At 61.5% G+C, this 14,933-nt stretch carries 14 protein-coding genes; 2 read left to right on the top strand and 12 right to left on the bottom strand.

Annotation, left to right across the window (positions count from 1 at the left end; genetic code table 11):
• Positions 1-10: 10 nt before the first annotated feature.
• From ACS5NL_RS11560 to ACS5NL_RS11585, 6 genes are read right to left on the bottom strand one after another with little or no spacing between them, the layout of a single operon-like run.
• Positions 11-439 (bottom strand): hypothetical protein, encoded by a 429-nt coding sequence (locus tag ACS5NL_RS11560; RefSeq protein ID WP_439353939.1) that lies wholly within the window; start codon positions 437-439, stop codon positions 11-13.
• Entirely contained in the window at positions 417-2,603 is a 2,187-nt protein-coding gene (locus ACS5NL_RS11565; protein ID WP_439353940.1) for a type IV pilus secretin PilQ, read from the bottom strand. The genes ACS5NL_RS11560 and ACS5NL_RS11565 overlap by 23 nt, the downstream gene beginning before the upstream one ends.
• Positions 2,600-3,145 carry a pilus assembly protein PilP gene (locus tag ACS5NL_RS11570; RefSeq protein WP_439353941.1) on the bottom strand — a complete coding sequence of 182 codons (546 nt, stop codon included), beginning with the start codon at positions 3,143-3,145 and terminating at the stop codon, positions 2,600-2,602. The genes ACS5NL_RS11565 and ACS5NL_RS11570 overlap by 4 nt, the downstream gene beginning before the upstream one ends.
• Positions 3,146-3,147: 2 nt before the next feature.
• Entirely contained in the window at positions 3,148-3,855 is a 708-nt protein-coding gene (locus ACS5NL_RS11575) for a type IV pilus inner membrane component PilO (protein WP_439353942.1), read from the bottom strand.
• A gap of 12 nt (positions 3,856-3,867) precedes the next feature.
• Positions 3,868-4,503 (bottom strand): PilN domain-containing protein, encoded by a 636-nt coding sequence (locus tag ACS5NL_RS11580; protein WP_439353943.1) that lies wholly within the window; start codon positions 4,501-4,503, stop codon positions 3,868-3,870.
• A complete protein-coding gene (locus ACS5NL_RS11585) occupies positions 4,500-5,579 on the bottom strand; it encodes a pilus assembly protein PilM (protein WP_439353944.1) in 1,080 nt (359 codons plus the stop codon). The genes ACS5NL_RS11580 and ACS5NL_RS11585 overlap by 4 nt, the downstream gene beginning before the upstream one ends.
• 270 nt (positions 5,580-5,849) lie before the next feature.
• Here ACS5NL_RS11585 and ACS5NL_RS11590 point away from each other — a divergent pair, with 270 nt between their 5' ends.
• Complete coding sequence (locus tag ACS5NL_RS11590; RefSeq protein WP_439353945.1) at positions 5,850-8,276, top strand: penicillin-binding protein 1A; 2,427 nt, start codon at positions 5,850-5,852, stop codon at positions 8,274-8,276.
• Here ACS5NL_RS11590 and cyaY read toward each other — a convergent pair.
• Complete coding sequence (gene cyaY, locus ACS5NL_RS11595; RefSeq protein WP_439353946.1) at positions 8,266-8,595, bottom strand: iron donor protein CyaY; 330 nt, start codon at positions 8,593-8,595, stop codon at positions 8,266-8,268. The two genes, ACS5NL_RS11590 and cyaY, sit on opposite strands and share 11 nt — an antisense overlap.
• Before the next feature lie 15 nt (positions 8,596-8,610).
• Between cyaY and lptM the strand changes: the two genes are divergently transcribed.
• Positions 8,611-8,832, top strand: a complete 222-nt coding sequence (lptM, locus tag ACS5NL_RS11600) for an LPS translocon maturation chaperone LptM (protein WP_439353947.1) — start codon at positions 8,611-8,613, stop codon at positions 8,830-8,832.
• Here lptM and msrQ read toward each other — a convergent pair.
• The 5 genes from msrQ to ACS5NL_RS11625 form a co-directional block, all read right to left on the bottom strand.
• Positions 8,813-9,451, bottom strand: a complete 639-nt coding sequence (msrQ, locus tag ACS5NL_RS11605) for a protein-methionine-sulfoxide reductase heme-binding subunit MsrQ (protein WP_439353948.1) — start codon at positions 9,449-9,451, stop codon at positions 8,813-8,815. The genes lptM and msrQ overlap by 20 nt on opposite strands.
• Positions 9,451-10,458, bottom strand: a complete 1,008-nt coding sequence (gene msrP / locus ACS5NL_RS11610; RefSeq protein ID WP_439353949.1) for a protein-methionine-sulfoxide reductase catalytic subunit MsrP — start codon at positions 10,456-10,458, stop codon at positions 9,451-9,453. The genes msrQ and msrP overlap by 1 nt, the downstream gene beginning before the upstream one ends.
• A gap of 123 nt (positions 10,459-10,581) precedes the next feature.
• Complete coding sequence (gene ccsB / locus ACS5NL_RS11615) at positions 10,582-11,946, bottom strand: c-type cytochrome biogenesis protein CcsB (RefSeq protein WP_439353950.1); 1,365 nt, start codon at positions 11,944-11,946, stop codon at positions 10,582-10,584.
• Positions 11,943-14,087, bottom strand: coding sequence for a cytochrome c biogenesis protein ResB (locus tag ACS5NL_RS11620; RefSeq protein WP_439353951.1), 2,145 nt, complete (start codon positions 14,085-14,087; stop codon positions 11,943-11,945). The genes ccsB and ACS5NL_RS11620 overlap by 4 nt, the downstream gene beginning before the upstream one ends.
• Positions 14,088-14,247: 160 nt before the next feature.
• Entirely contained in the window at positions 14,248-14,859 is a 612-nt protein-coding gene (locus ACS5NL_RS11625) for a c-type cytochrome (protein WP_439353952.1), read from the bottom strand.
• Between the last annotated feature and the right edge of the window lie 74 nt (positions 14,860-14,933).

Raw genomic sequence — 14,933 nt, forward strand, 5'->3', positions numbered from 1 at the left:
CATCTGAAAGTCAATTACCCGTGGTGGCCGCAGCCTCCTTAGTTTCCATTTTAACTTCAAGCCCCACCATCTTAGAGTGATAGTCCAGAACGGTAATGGTGCCAGGATTGACGCAAGAAGTGCCAGTAGCCGTCACCTTGAACACAGGATCTTTACCAGTCGCCTCTGTTTTATCGACAATCATCGCATCAGGCCAAGAATTTATGATGCGATAGGGTGGCTGCCCCCCAATGATAGTAATGTATGTAGGATTTAAGTCAGGAGGACAACCAATCGATATCTCTTTAGGACTCAAGCTAAATGTAGAAACATCTCCAGCAACATCCCCACCCCCACCACAGGAGGCAAGAAAGCCAGCCAATATCACCACACACAATTTTGCTGCACAGGATTTCATTGGATACCCCAAAAATAAGTCAACGGCGCGCCACATTGCCATCACTGATTGAGCGCGGCGTAATAAAAATCAGCAACTCTTGTTTGCGTGAGGACTTGGCCTTGTTTTTAAACAAGTTACCAACAATGGGTATATCCCCCAACAGAGGCACCTTGGCCACATCCTCGGTTTCATCTTCTGTGAAGATACCGCCGATCACCACCGTTCCGCCATTTTCCACCAGCACCTGGGTTTGAACGTGCTTGGTATTGATGGCAATACCGGCGGCGGTCGTTTCGCCTCGACTGTCTTTGTTGATGTCCACATCCAGAATGATGTTGCCTTCCGGAGTGATCTGTGGAGTCACCTCCAGCTTCAGATTGGCCTTGCGGAAAGCCACCGCGGTTGCGCCGCTGGAGGTTGCGGTCTGGTACGGGAACTCGGTACCCTGCTCAATCAATGCCTTCACCTGGTCTGCAGTCACGACCCGGGGGCTGGAAACGATCTTCCCTCGCCCATCAGCTTCTAGCGCCGAGATTTCCAGATTGAGAAAGCGGTTGGCCGCCTTGCTGAACAAAGAAACGGCGAAGGCTGCAGGCAAGAATCCACCAGCACCCGTCGACGGCAGGTTCACAAAACTGGTGTTGACGGTGTCCATGGTGTTTTCAGATTCCACCGTGGAGCTCGACACAGCGTCGTAGCTGCCCCCCACCGCAACACGGGAGTTGCCAGCCACGGGATACCCTGCCTCTCCTCCTCGGACGCCGCGGAGATCACTACCACCCAGACGCACCCCCAAAGAGCGGCCAAACGTATCATTTGCCTCAACGATCCGTGCCTCAATCAACACCTGACGTACAGGGATATCAAGCTTCGATATCAGCTGCTGCACCTGTTCCAGCTTGGAGGGAATGTCCGTGACAAACAGCTGGTTGGTCCGAGGTTCGGCCATGACGCTGCCACGGGACGAAAGAAGGCGAGCACTTGCTCCTTGCGCGCCAGCACCTGCTCCAGCACCGCTCGCAGTCAGCTGCGCTGCAATATCGCTGGCCTTGGCGTAGTTCATCTGGAATCCCTGGGTCCTCAGAGTTTCAAGATTTTCCACCGAGACCTTGGATTCAAGATCCTGCTTCTCACGGGCAGCAATTTCATCTTTTGGAGCAATCCAAAGAACGTTGCCACTCTTTCGCATCCCCAGGCCTTTGGCTTGAAGAATGATGTCCAAGGCCTGATCCCAAGGCACATCCTTGAGCCGCAGCGTGACCGCACCACTCACAGAGTCGGACGTGACCACGTTGAAATTAGTGAAGTCGGCAATGACTTGCAGAAGAGACCGCACCTCAATGTTCTGGAAGTTCAGGGAGAGCTTCTCTCCGTTGTAGCCGGGACCCTGCGTCAACTTCCCAGGATCCACCTTCTGCTCGCGAATTTCGAGCACAAACTGGTTGTCGCTCTGGTAGGCAGAGTGCTCCCACAAACCAGAGGGTGTGACCAGCATGCGAACACGGTCTCCCATCTGGGTGGTCACAACGGATTGCACTGGTGTTCCGAAATCTGAAACGTCCAGTTTCCTGCGCAAACCCTCAGGCAATGAGGTCTTGAGGAAGTCCACCACAAGGTCTTTGCCTTGCTGCCGGATGTCAACTCCAGTCTGATTGTTCGCCAGCTCGACCACGACCCGTCCGGCATTGCCCGTACCACGACGGAAATCAATGTCCTTCAACACGGAAACTCCACTATTGCCTGCAGGGGCAAAAGTAGTCGGTTGAGCCTGAGTCGCAGCGGGAGCGGGCGCTGCGGTGGGGCTGGGCGGCGCCTCCAGCACCAGCAGGAGTGTTTTGCCCTCCAGCTTGGCCTGATAGGCAGAAGACTGTTTGAGGTTGATGACAACCCTGGTACGGTCACCGGCCTGCACCACGTTCGCTGAGCGCAGATTCCCTTGCCCAATTTCGATGGCGCTGCGACCAATGCCATTGACCACGCCGGGGAAATCCAGCGCGATGCGCGCAGGCGATTGAATGGTGAAACCGGTAGGAACCGCTGTCAACGGCTCTGCGGTTTCAATGCGGACGACCTCCACCCCAGACTGGATACTTCCGGTGAGGGCCTGAATGGCGTTCTGGGCCAGTGCGACTGAGCACGACAGCGCAGAAACCACACAAAACGAAACTGCACGAACGGCAGCCATCCGTCCCCCGTGCGGCGCAATTTGATTCATCTTGATCATTTGGTCGATTCCTCTTGTAATTGCAATGCAGCAGGTCGCTCAATCCACTCACCCGCAGCATCCTGCACGATTTCCCGCAGGACGATCTGGTTTTCCTCAACCTTCAGGATCCGACCGAAGTTTTGCCCCAGATAATTCCCCGGAGCCACCTGATACAGCAACGAATCCACCTTGACAAGCCCAACAAGCTTTCCACCCCGGTTCAGACTGCCCACCATACTCATGGTGTCCAGAGGAAAGGCTTCTAGTGGTTGTTTGCGTCGATTGAGCTCCGGCTCGATCAACGCCGACTTTTCTGCCGGCAAAGACTGACCACTTTTAAGAATGCTCGCGAGCTTTTCACTGCTGAATGGCTCTACAAAACGCTCCCCACCATACGAATAGGGCTCAAATTTTTTCGGTTCTGGAAGAGGCTTGACATCTGGTTTGATGGAGTTTCTTTCTTGTTGCATCCACGCACCAAGCTCTTCCTGATCAGAACCGGAACACCCAGCCACCGCTGACAACAGAGCGAGCAGCGGCACAGCAAAAAATAATCTCATTGTCATTTCCCCACACCTGCTTTCTCGGCACCAGCAGCATTGGGTTTGCCCGCGGTCGCTTTTTGCTGGGAAGCGATCTCTTCTTGATCAAGATACCTAAAGGTTTTTGCAACGCAGTCCAACGTCAAAAAACCGTCCCGATCTTTGAGCGGGGAAATGGACAGATTATTCAAAGTCACAATACGAGAAAGATTTGCAATATCGGCAGCAAACAACCCAATATCGTGATATGCCCCGGTCACCTTCACCGAGATCGGAAGTTCAGCATAGTACTCTTTGACAGACACCTGACCTGGCCTGAATAGCTCAAACTGCAAACTACGACCCAGCCCTGCCTGATTGATGTCAGATAGAAGAGCATCCATCTCGGCTTTGCTGGGAAGCTGCTTTTCCAACTGACTCACGTACTGCTGTACCTGCTCCAACTGCTTTTTCAGAGCATCCAGATTGACCGCCTGCACCAGTTTCTTCCGGTAATCCTCTCTCAGCGTCTGCTCTCGCGCCTGCTCGGCCATCAATTCTTCGTCGACCGCCTTTAGCCAGGTGAACCACAAAGCCGTCATCACGGCAACACAGACGAAAACGAACAAAAGATTCCGAGGAACCGCCGGCCACTGAGAAGGGTCGTTAGGATCCAGTCCGGTGAACTGCGACTTCAACTTGTCCTGAATCGATTTGAAGTCGATATTGATATTTGTAGCTTTGACCATGACCCAAGCTCCTCAAACTTTTCCAGGAGCCGGTACCGCACCGGAAGTCGGCACGACTGCAGGCACAACAGGCTTGGCTGCTTCACTCGTGGGACGATTCAAGCCCACCCGAATGGTGAAGTTGGACACTCTGCGTTGCTCCCGGCTGGAGACCGCAGCATTGGCCGCGATAATTTCAACCAGCTCTGGTTTGACCAACCACTTGGTCCTGGTGGAGAGACTTCGAAGCAAATCCGAAACCCGCTCCTGGGATTGAGCCACACCGGTGAGCAACACGCTTTGGTTTTCCTGTTTCAGACTGCGCAGATAGATGCCATCGGGCATTTCACCGACAATCTCTTCGAGCAAGTGCACAGGCATGTTGCGATCAGCTTGAAGATTTTCCACCGCAGTCTGGCGGGCACGCAAGGAAGCGATCTCGGCTTGCAAGGAGGCAATGTCCTTGATCTCGGCATCAAGGCGGGCTGCCTCCTTCTGGAGAAAAGCATTGCGCTCCTGCTGCTCCGATATCCGTCCTTGGTACCAGGTGTACACGGCTCCGCAGATGATGCCCCCGAGCAAGGCGGAAAGACCCAATTGCGTAAAGAACTGGTCTTTCTGCTTTTTCCGCGTCGCTTCGCGGTGCGGCAGAAGGTTGATTAAGATCATTGGTGGAACCTCCGAAGGGCCAGGCCGGTGGAGGTGAGGTACGAGGGCGCTTCTCGCGCGATCTTGCGGGCATGCACCGTAGACGACATCTCCATGCCATCAAACGGATTGATCACCATGCAGGCAAACGATGTCTGATGGGTCACTGCTTCGGTCAATCCAGGGAGCGCCGCACTGCCGCCGGCCAGCAGAATGTGGTCAACCTTGTTGAAGGGTGTGCTCGTGAAGAAGAACTGCAACGCGCGGCCAATTTCCTGAGCCATGCTCTCGATGAACGGGTCCAGAACGGAGGTCTTGTAGTCGTCGGGCAGATCCCCCGAGCGTTTTTTCGCCTCGGCCTCGTCGGCGGAGAATCCGTATTGACGGACGATCAGTTGCGTCAGCTGTGCGCCACCAAAGGCCTGATCACGTTCATACAGGACATCGTCGTTGCGCATCACCTGCATGCTGGTGGTCAGTGCGCCGACCTCGAACAACGCGACCAGAGAGTCCACGCCCTGATTGGGCAGGGTCTCGATCACCCGCCCGGCAGCCATGCGGGACGCATAGGGCTCTACATCCATGATCACCGGCTTGAGGCCGGCGGCCTCGGCCAGTCCCTGGCGATCCGACACCTTTTCCTTGCGGGATGCAGCGATCAGCACCTCCGCATCGCCAGCAGAACTTGCGCTGGGTCCGATGACACAGAAATCGAGGCTCACCTCGTCCAGCGAGAACGGGATGTACTGGTTGGCCTCCGACTCGACCTGCGCTTCCAGTTCTTTTTCTGTCAGCCCGCCGGGCAGCACGATCTTCTTGGTGATGACGGCCGACGCAGGCAACGCCAACGCCACATTCTTGGTCTTGCTGCCACTCTTGCGGACCACGCGCCGGATGGCTTCAGCCACCTCGTCGAATTTTTCAATGTTGCCATCGGTGATCCACCCACGCTCCAGCGGCTCGATGGCGCAGCGCTCCAGCACCAGTTCGCCGGACCGGTTGCGGCTGAGCTCGACCAGCTTGACACTCGACGAGCTGACGTCAATGCCCAGCAGCGGAGCCGGATCCCGGCTGAAAAACGACCCCAATGAGATCAAGGTGGCCCCCAGAAATGGTGGCGCCAGAGGGCGCCGGACTTAAGAAATCACTTCAATGCTAGCAGCAAGCCCTTTGTGCAGCAAAGAATTTACATGTTTGGCACAAACAGAAACGTTGTCAAAAGCATACGCAAATTCTGGTGATGACCGCTCCTCGCAAGGCCCCGACCGTTCGGCGGTGCGCGACACCCGACAATATCGGGGATGCGGTCTGGCGCCTGTGCCCACGACCTCTTTTTCCGATCTCACTTCATTGCCCGGACCGATTGCATGGCCAACGACCAAGACGCCGCACGACCCTCTAGACCAGCCGGCGGCAAAGCCCCGTCGCTGCTGCGCTGGATAGGCAAGGCCGCGGCCGCGACGGCCGGCCTGCTGGTTGCAGGTGTTCTTGCCCTGCTGATGGGCATCGGTCTGGCGCTTGCCGTCGCTTACCCCAACCTGCCGGACGTCGCCGACCTGGCCGACTACCGGCCCAAACTACCCCTGCGTGTGCTGACCGCCGACGGCCAGCTGATCGGCGAATTCGGGGAAGAACGGCGCAACCTGCTGACATTCAAGGAAATTCCGGATGTCATGAAGAACGCGGTGCTGGCCATCGAGGACTCCCGCTTCTTCGAACACAGTGGTGTCGACTACCGGGGCATGATGCGCGCCGCCCTGGCCAACCTCGGTCAGGCCAAGAGTCAGGGCGCATCGACCATCACGATGCAGGTGGCCCGCAACGTCTACCTGTCGGCCGAGAAGAGCTACACCCGCAAGATCTATGAGGTGCTGCTGACCTTCAAGCTCGAACATCTGCTGACCAAGGAGCAGATCCTCGAGATCTACATGAACCAGATCTTCCTGGGCCAGCGCGCCTATGGCTTCTCCACCGCCGCCCAGACCTATTTCGGCAAGGAACTCAAGGACGTCACCGTGGCCGAGGCGGCCATGCTGGCCGGCCTGCCCAAGGCGCCTTCCGCCTACAACCCGATCACCAACCCCAAGCGCGCCCGGATCCGCCAGCTCTACATCATTGACCGCATGCTGGAAAACGGGTTCATCACCCAGGAGCAGGCCCTGCAGGCCAAGAGCGAGGAGCTCAAGCTGCGTCCGAGCCACACCCAACCCAAGGTGCATGCCGAATACGTGGCTGAAATGGTGCGGCAGTCGATGGTGTCCCAATACGGCGACGAGGCCTACACCCGCGGACTGGTGGTGACGACCAGCCTGCAAGGCAACGAGCAGGAGGCCGCTTACCGGGCCGTGCGGCAGGGCATCCTGGATTACGAGCGTCGGCAGCAGTACCGGGGGCCTGAGCAGTTCATCACCCTGCCCGCCGACAAGGCTGCCCGCGATGAAGCCATCGACGACGCCCTCAACGATCACCCCGACAACGACGATCTGATGTCTGCCGTCGTCCTGGAGGCCAACCCCGGCAAGGTGGTGGCCATCCGCCAGGACGGCGATCCGTTCGAGATCACCGGTGACGGCCTGCGGCCTGTCACGTCCGGGCTGAGCGACAAGGCCAGCCCCAGCATCAGGATCCGGCGTGGCGCCATCATCCGCGTCGTCAAGTCACCGCAATCTGGCTGGCGCATCAGCCAGCTGCCCGAAGTGGAGTCGGCCTTTGTGGCCATGGACCCGCGCAATGGCGCCATCCGGTCACTGGTCGGCGGTTTCGACTTCCAGAAGAACAAGTTCAACCACGTCACCCAGGCCTGGCGCCAGCCCGGGTCGAGCTTCAAGCCCTTCATCTACTCGGCAGCGCTGGAAAAGGGCGTGACGCCGGCGACCGTGGTCAATGACGCGCCGCTCTTCTTCTCGGCCACCGAAACCGGTGGCAAGCCCTGGGAGCCCAAGAACTACGACGGTCAGTTCGAAGGTCCGATGACGATCCGGCGCGCGCTGGCCAAGTCCAAGAACATGGTGTCCATCCGGGTGCTTCAGCTCGTGGGTACGCGCAGCGCGCAGGAGTGGGTCACCCGTTTCGGCTTCGAGGCCGACAAGCACCCGCCCTACCTGACGATGGCACTGGGCGCCGGCACGGTGACCCCCATGCAGATGATCGCCGGCTACTCGGTGTTCGCCAACGGGGGCTACCGCGTGACGCCCTCGCTGGTGTCGAAGGTGGTCGAGCACAAGGGCCGCGTGCTGTATGAAGCCCCGGCGGTGGCGCCGTCGGAGTCGCAACGGGCAATCGACGCGCGCAACGCCTTCGTCATGAGCACCCTGCTGCAGGAAATCACCCGCTCCGGCACCGCCGCCCGGGCCCAGGCGACCCTCAAGCGCCCCGATCTGTACGGCAAAACCGGCACCACCAACGACTCCATGGACGCCTGGTTCGTGGGCTTTCAGCCCACCCTCGTTGGCGCGGCCTGGGTCGGCTACGACACACCCCGCAACCTGGGCAGCCGCGAAACCGGCGGCGGCCTGAGCCTGCCAATCTGGATCTCCTACATGACCGAAGCGCTCAAGGGTGTTCCAGTGGCGGAAATCCAGGCCCCGCCGGGCGTGATACATGTCGGCAACGAGTGGTATTTCGAGGAGTACGGGCCTGGTCACGGGGTTCGCGGCCTGGGTCTGAACGACCCGTGGCCCGGCACGTCGTCGGGCGAATCGGCGGCCGGCAGCGCTCAGGAAGGCGAAGCCGGCACCCGCCCCGCCGGCGAAAGCGAGGACCGCCGCAGCATCCTGGACCTGTTCAGGAACTGAAGACCAGTTCCTGGCCCGCCTGCTCGCTCGCGCAACGGGACAGGTGGGCAAAAAACTCGCCGTTGCCCTTGGTGTCCATCCAGAGGCTGCCGTCCCACTTGTAGTGGAAGCCGCCGGCGCGGGCGGCCAGCCAGACCTCGTGCAAGGGCTTCTGCAGGTTGATGATGATCTGGCTGCGGTTGGCAAACGTCAGCGTCACCATGCCACCCACGCGCTGATTGTCCAGGTCGGCATCGCTCTCGTCGTTGATGCGGTCGCACCCGCGCTCCACCGCTCGCAACAGGGCGTCGGCCAGGTCCTGATATTCCATGTCGGTCATTACAATGCCACCACTATGTCGAATCAAACCATTCTAGGCCGCCGTCTCTTTCGCTGCAGCGCCCTGGCCTTGCTGGTGGCTGCGTCGGTGATCGCCGGCTGTGGTCAGAAGGGTCCGCTGTACCTGCCTCCGCCGCCAGCGTCGGCATCTGCCCCCGTCGCACCGCCACAGGCCGCCCCGGCCGCGGCCGACAGCAAGGCCAAGCCCGCGGACGCGGCTACCCCTGCGGCACGCTGACCCGGCCCGCGGCGGCAGACGACCGCCGGCGCATGAGATGGCGCCACCAGCGCCAGCCCAGCAGCACCGCGAAGATCGAGGCATAGACCGCCACTTCGGCGAAGTTGTGCTTGCCGGCCCGCATCCAGAAGAAGTGCAGCACCGCGAGCAGCGCGACCGCGTACACCGCGCGGTGCAAGGCCTGCCAACGTGCCGCGCCCAGCCAGCGGATGGCGCGGTTGAAGGAAGTGGCCGCCAGCACCACCAGCAGCAGCCAGGCCAGCGTGCCCACCAGGATGAACGGGCGCTTGGGCACATCGACCAGCACCTCCTGCCAGTCAAACCCCTTGTCGAACCAGGCATAGGCCAGCCAGTGCAGGCTGCCGTAGAAGAACACGAACAGACCCAGCATGCGGCGCAGCCGCGCCAACTGGGACCAGCCGGTCCAGACCCGCAGCGGCGTCACCAGCAGCACCAGCACCAGTGCCCGCAAGGTCCAGTCGCCCAGCGACCGGATCAGTGCTTCCGCCGGATTCGCACCCAGGCGGTCCGCGAACGCCGCCCAGGTCAGCCAGGCCGCCGGCAACAACCAGACGACAAACACCCCCGGCTTGACCGCCGGGTGTCCCAGCCAGCGCATCAGTAGAACTTCTTGAGGTCCATGCCGGCGTAGAGCTGGCCGACCTGGGCTTCATAGCCGTTGAAGCGCTCGGTCTTTCGCCGCTTGGCCAGCAGCCCGCCCTCGTCGCCGATGCGCCGTTCGGTCGACTGGCTCCAGCGCGGGTGCGGCACGTCGGGATTCACATTGGAATAGAAGCCGTACTCCTGCGGTGCCGCGATGTTCCAGGCGGTCTTGGGCTCTTTCTCCACGAAACGGATCTTCACCAGCGACTTGCCGCTCTTGAACCCGTACTTCCAGGGCACCACCAGCCGCACCGGCGCGCCGTTCTGGTTGGGCAGCACCTCGCCGTACATGCCGAACGCCAGCATGGTCAGCGGATGCCGCGCCTCGTCCATGCGCAGGCCCTCCACATACGGCCAGAGCAGCACATTCGAAGACACTCCGGGCATCATCTGGCGATCAGCCAGCGTGACGAACTCCACGTATTTCGCGCTGCCCTGCGGCTCCACTTGGCGAATCAGTTCGGCCAGCGAAAAACCGACCCAGGGAATCACCATCGACCAGCCCTCGACGCAGCGCAGCCGGTAAAGGCGCTCCTCCATCGGCGCCAGCTTCATGAGGTCGTCCAGACCGTAGGTGCGCGGCTTGTTGACCAGGCCCTCGACCGACACCGTCCAGGGACGTGGTTTCAGGGTCTTCGCATACGCCGCCGGGTCGGACTTGTCTGTACCGAACTCGTAATAGTTGTTGTAGCTGCTGGCGTGTTCGTACTCTGTCGGCTTGTCGGCCGCCTGCGCGCCCGCGATGCTGGAGCGCACCGAAGGCAAGGGCAGCAGCTTGCCCGGCGCACGGATCGCCGCCGCCTGCGCCAGCGCATCGCGGGATGCCCAGGCCGCCAGCGCGGCTCCGCCTGCCCCCAAGGCCATGCGCTGCATCCAGGCGCGGCGGCCGAGATACGCCTCGCGCGAAGTGATGTCGCTGGGGACGGGATGCTGGAAACCGTCGTCGGTCGAACGAATGATCATGGCGAGCTCCTTAAAGACATCCGTCGTACGAGGCGCCAGTGTCTTACAAAGTTCGCGGCAAACCGTGCACGCCAAAAGAAACACCCCGCCGCAGCGGGGTGTCGACCAGTCCGGCGCGCCGGATCAGAGCTCGCCGTAGCTGTGCAGTCCCGAGAGGAACATGTTCACGCCCAGGAACGCGAAGGTCGTCACCGCCAGACCCACCAGCGCCCACCAGGCCGCCACCGTGCCGCGCAGCCCCTTCATCAGCCGCATGTGCAGCCAGGCCGCGTAGTTCAGCCAGACGATCAGCGCCCAGGTTTCCTTCGGGTCCCAGCTCCAGTAGCCCCCCCAGGCCTCGGCCGCCCAGAAGGCGCCGAGCACCGTGGCGATGGTGAAGAAGGCGAAGCCGACGGCGATCGCCTTGTACATCACGTCGTCCAGCACCTCGAAGCTGGGCAGGCGCGCGGCGATGCGCTGGCGCACCGACAGGATGCCGCCGGCGATCAGCGCCGAAATGCCGAAGTAGATGAACCAGTAGCTGCTGCCCTTGGCGGCCGCTGCGCCCTGGCGGAACACCACCGGCTCGAAACACAGCACCACACCCAGGATCCACAACGGCGCGAGCTTGTACCAGCGGCTCTCGGTGGCGCTCTGCTTGATCAGGTAGGCAAAGGCCAGCATGGCCGACAGCGCGAAAGTGCCATAGCCGATGAAGTTGGCCGGCACATGCAGCTTCATCCACCAGCTCTTGAGCGCCGGCACGAGCGGCTGGATCTGGTGGGCTTCGCGCACCACCGTGTACCAGAGCAGGAACCCCACCGCGGCGCTGACCACCAGCATTACGAAGGCACCCATCGAGCGCGTCTTGTACTGGTCTTCGTAATACAGATAGAAGGTCGCGGTCAGCCAGCAGAACAGCACGAACACTTCGTAGAGGTTGCTGACCGGGATGTGGCCGATGTCCGGGCCGATCTGGTGGCTCTCGTACCAGCGCACCATGGTGCCGACCAGCGCCAGCGTCACCGCGACCCAGGCCACGCGCGAGCCCAGCATCTCGAAGGTGCTGCCGTCGCGCGAGAACATGCCGATCCAGTAAAAGACCGTGCTCATGAAGAACAGCATGCTCATCCAGAGGATGGCCGACTGGCTGGAGATGAAGTACTTCAGCATGAACACATGGTCGGCGCGGGTCAGGTCGGCCGCACCGGCCGGCGTCTGGTACAGCCAGATCGCCAGCAGCGACAACCCCGTCACCACCGCCATGAGCTTGCCCAGCGGGCGCCAGAACCAGCCCAGCCAGATCAGCGAGGGCACCGCGCCGAGCAGGATGCCCTTTTCGTAGATGTCCATCGCGGCTTCGTAGCGGAAGAAGGCCCAGGCCGCCCCGGCCACGATCAGCGCCGCAAACAGCCAGTCCCACAGTTGCCGGCCGCCCAGGAAGGCGTTGCCGCTGCCGGAACCCTGCCGGTCGCTCTTGAGCTCAAAGGTCTGTGTGGCGGTGTTCATGCATTTCCCTTCAGCAAGGTCGACTTCAACTGTTCAAATTCCTGGTCGGATTCCATCGTCTTGCGGTTCGACGACAGGGCCATGGTGGCGTGGCTGGCCCCTTCGGCACCGGGTGCAAGCCAGATCCACAGGCGCCGCTCACGCACATACAGCATCGCGAACACGCCCAGGATGAGCAGCACACAACCGAGGTAGACGATGGTCTGGCCCGGTGCGCGAGCGACCTGGAACACGCTGGCCTGCACCTGCTGGAAGTCCTTGAGCTCAAACGCCATCGGCGCCGGGTAATAGAAACTGTCGCTCAGGCTGAGCACCGCGCGCGACATGAACTGCTGCGCCGCATCGTCGCGCGGCAGCGGGGCCAGCCCCGCCTTCTCGCGGCTGATCTGCAGCAACTCGAACAGCGTGCCGTTGAGGATGCGCACCAGCACTTCGCTGGCCCGTTCGCGCTCGGTTTCCGGCACGTTCGCTTCGAGGAACGCGGACACCGCCGGCAGGCCGCCGCGGATGTCTGCGTCCTTGTTGATTGCACCTGTCTTGGGCGGCGCGATCTTCTCCGTGCCGGCGAACAGGGCGATCGCCCGCTGGGCCGAACCTTCCAGCGCCTGGCTCAGTTCGGGTTTGCCGGGCTCCACCGCCATGGCCGTGTAGCGGCGCACCGCCTCGGCCCGCAGCGCCGGATCGGCCAGCGCCGAACGCAGGTGCACGAAACCCTCAATGCTGTCCTTGTCGTCCACCGGCACCCGCAGGTAGCGCATCTGCTCACCGGTCGATTCGCGCGCCCCCATCAGGAACACCCGCGCACCGTCCAGTTCCATCGGCAGCATGTAGTTGTGGAACTCGGTCGCCTGGCCAGACGCGTCGCGCAGCTTGTAGGTGATGCTCGGGCCGACATTGCGCAGCTTCTTCTCCGACCCGGTCTTGTGGCCCGAACCCAGGCGGCTTTCGATCGCGTCGCGCAGGTCCACCTTGCGCACGTCGGTGGCCTCACTGTCGGCGTCCTTGCCGAAGTTTTCGACGTTGATCACCCGCAGCGCGGTGTATTCCAGCGTCAGCTTGTTGTCGCCGTTGCTCAGGGATGTCGTGGCACCCACGGTGCCCGAGACCTCGAACGGAGCGATCGCCGCCCCCATCGGGTAGGCCTGCAACTTCACCTTCGAGCCACCGTCGTCAAAGCTGGACTGGTAGATGTTGATGCCGCGGTGGCTGGCCGGGTGGTTCACCTCGACGCGCGCATTTTTCTTCTCGCCGGTCTCGTGGTCGTGGATCACGATGTCGCTGGCGAACAGCTTGGGCATGCCGGTGTCGTAATACTCGACCACGAACTTCTTGAGCTCGACCGAGAACGGCAGGTCCTGCAGCAGCACGCCGTCGGACTGGCTGAGGATGGCGGTGCCCGAACTGGTGCCCTCGCTCACCATCAGGTTGCCGCGGAATGTCGGGTTGGTGGGCGAGAGGCGGTGCTGCGCCGGCACGTCGGCGATCATGCCGCCGCCGCTGTACGGCGTCTTGCCGTTGAACCACATCTGCGCCCGCACGATCAGGTCACCGTCCAGCAGCCCCCCCAGACACACCAGCACGATGGCGCTGTGCGCCGCCAGATAACCGATCTTGTTGGCCGTGCCTTTCTTGGCCGCCAGCATCCAGCCCTGACCCTCGGGGGTGTCGCGCGACTGCAGTTTCACCCGCCACCCCGCCGACAACAGCGACTGGCCCAGGCTGCGGGCGGCCACCTCGGGCTGACCGTCGACCGAACCTTCGGCCCGGTTCGGGAACGAGCGCAGGCTCTGCTCGCGGATGTTTTCCTTGAAGGTCTTGAAGTCGGCAAAGATCTTGGGCGTGTTGCGGGCGATGCACAGGCTGGTGCTGATCACCAGAAACGCCAGGATCACCAGGAACCACCAGACGCTGTACACCGTGAACAGCCCGGCTTTGCCGAACACCTCGGCCCAGAACGGACCGAACTGGTTGACGTAGTTGTTCAGCGGCTCGTGCTGCTTGACCACCGTGCCGATCACCGACGCGATGCAGATCACCGTCAGCAGCGAAATCGCAAAGCGCATCGACGACAACAGTTCCACCAGGTTGCCGAACACGCGGGATCCCGAGCGGATCTGGAGGCCTTGGGTGGATGCAGTCATACGTCAGAAACAGAAACAGGGCGGTTCCGGCAGAACCAGAACACACCCTGCTGAGAGTTGTCGAGAGGCTGGGGGTTCAACCGGAATGCCAAACTTTCCCGATTGTTCCGCCAAATATTGTTTGAGGCTTAAGCCCCCGGACTTTCCGGGGCTGTTGCGGTCAGTGCAGGCCGGCGATGTAGTCGGACACGGCCTTGATTTCCGTGTCGTTCATCTTGGCGGCCACACCCAGCATCTGGGCGTTGTTGCCGCGGGTGCCGGCACGGAAAGCCTTGAGCTGGGTGCTGGTGTATTCGGCGTGCTGGCCCGACAGGCGCGGGTACTGGGCCGGGATGCCGGAGCCGCGGGGGCCGTGGCAGCCGGCGCAGGCGGCGATCTGGCGATCGGGGATGCCGCCGCGGTAGATGCGTTCACCGGCGCGGACCAGGTCCTTCTCGGTGGCGAAGCCGCCGGTGGCCTTCTGATCGGCCAGCCAGAAGGCGACGTTGCGCATGTCGTCGTCGGACAGGGCGGATGCCATGCCCTTCATCACCGCGTTGTCGCGCTTGCCCGACTTGAACTCCTGCAGCTGCTTGAGCAGATACTCGGGGTGCTGGTGCGCCAGCTTCGGGTTGGCGGGCGTGGTCGAATTGCCGTCGGCCGCATGGCAGGCCACGCAGACCTGCCCGAACGTGGCAGCACCCTTGGCGAGATCGGGCTTGGTGCTCTGAGCATGTGCGCTGAACGACAGGACGAGCGCGGCGGCGCAAAGAAGTGATGCAGGCAGTTTCATGTCTGGGGCGATCGTCGCAGGGGACGGCGTCGGGTTGATGGAATTGGCAACTGGTCTGAGAACAACCCAATGAT

This window comes from Hydrogenophaga sedimenti (genome assembly GCF_051857515.1).
In the GTDB taxonomy this organism is placed as follows: Bacteria; Pseudomonadota; Gammaproteobacteria; order Burkholderiales; family Burkholderiaceae_C; genus Hydrogenophaga.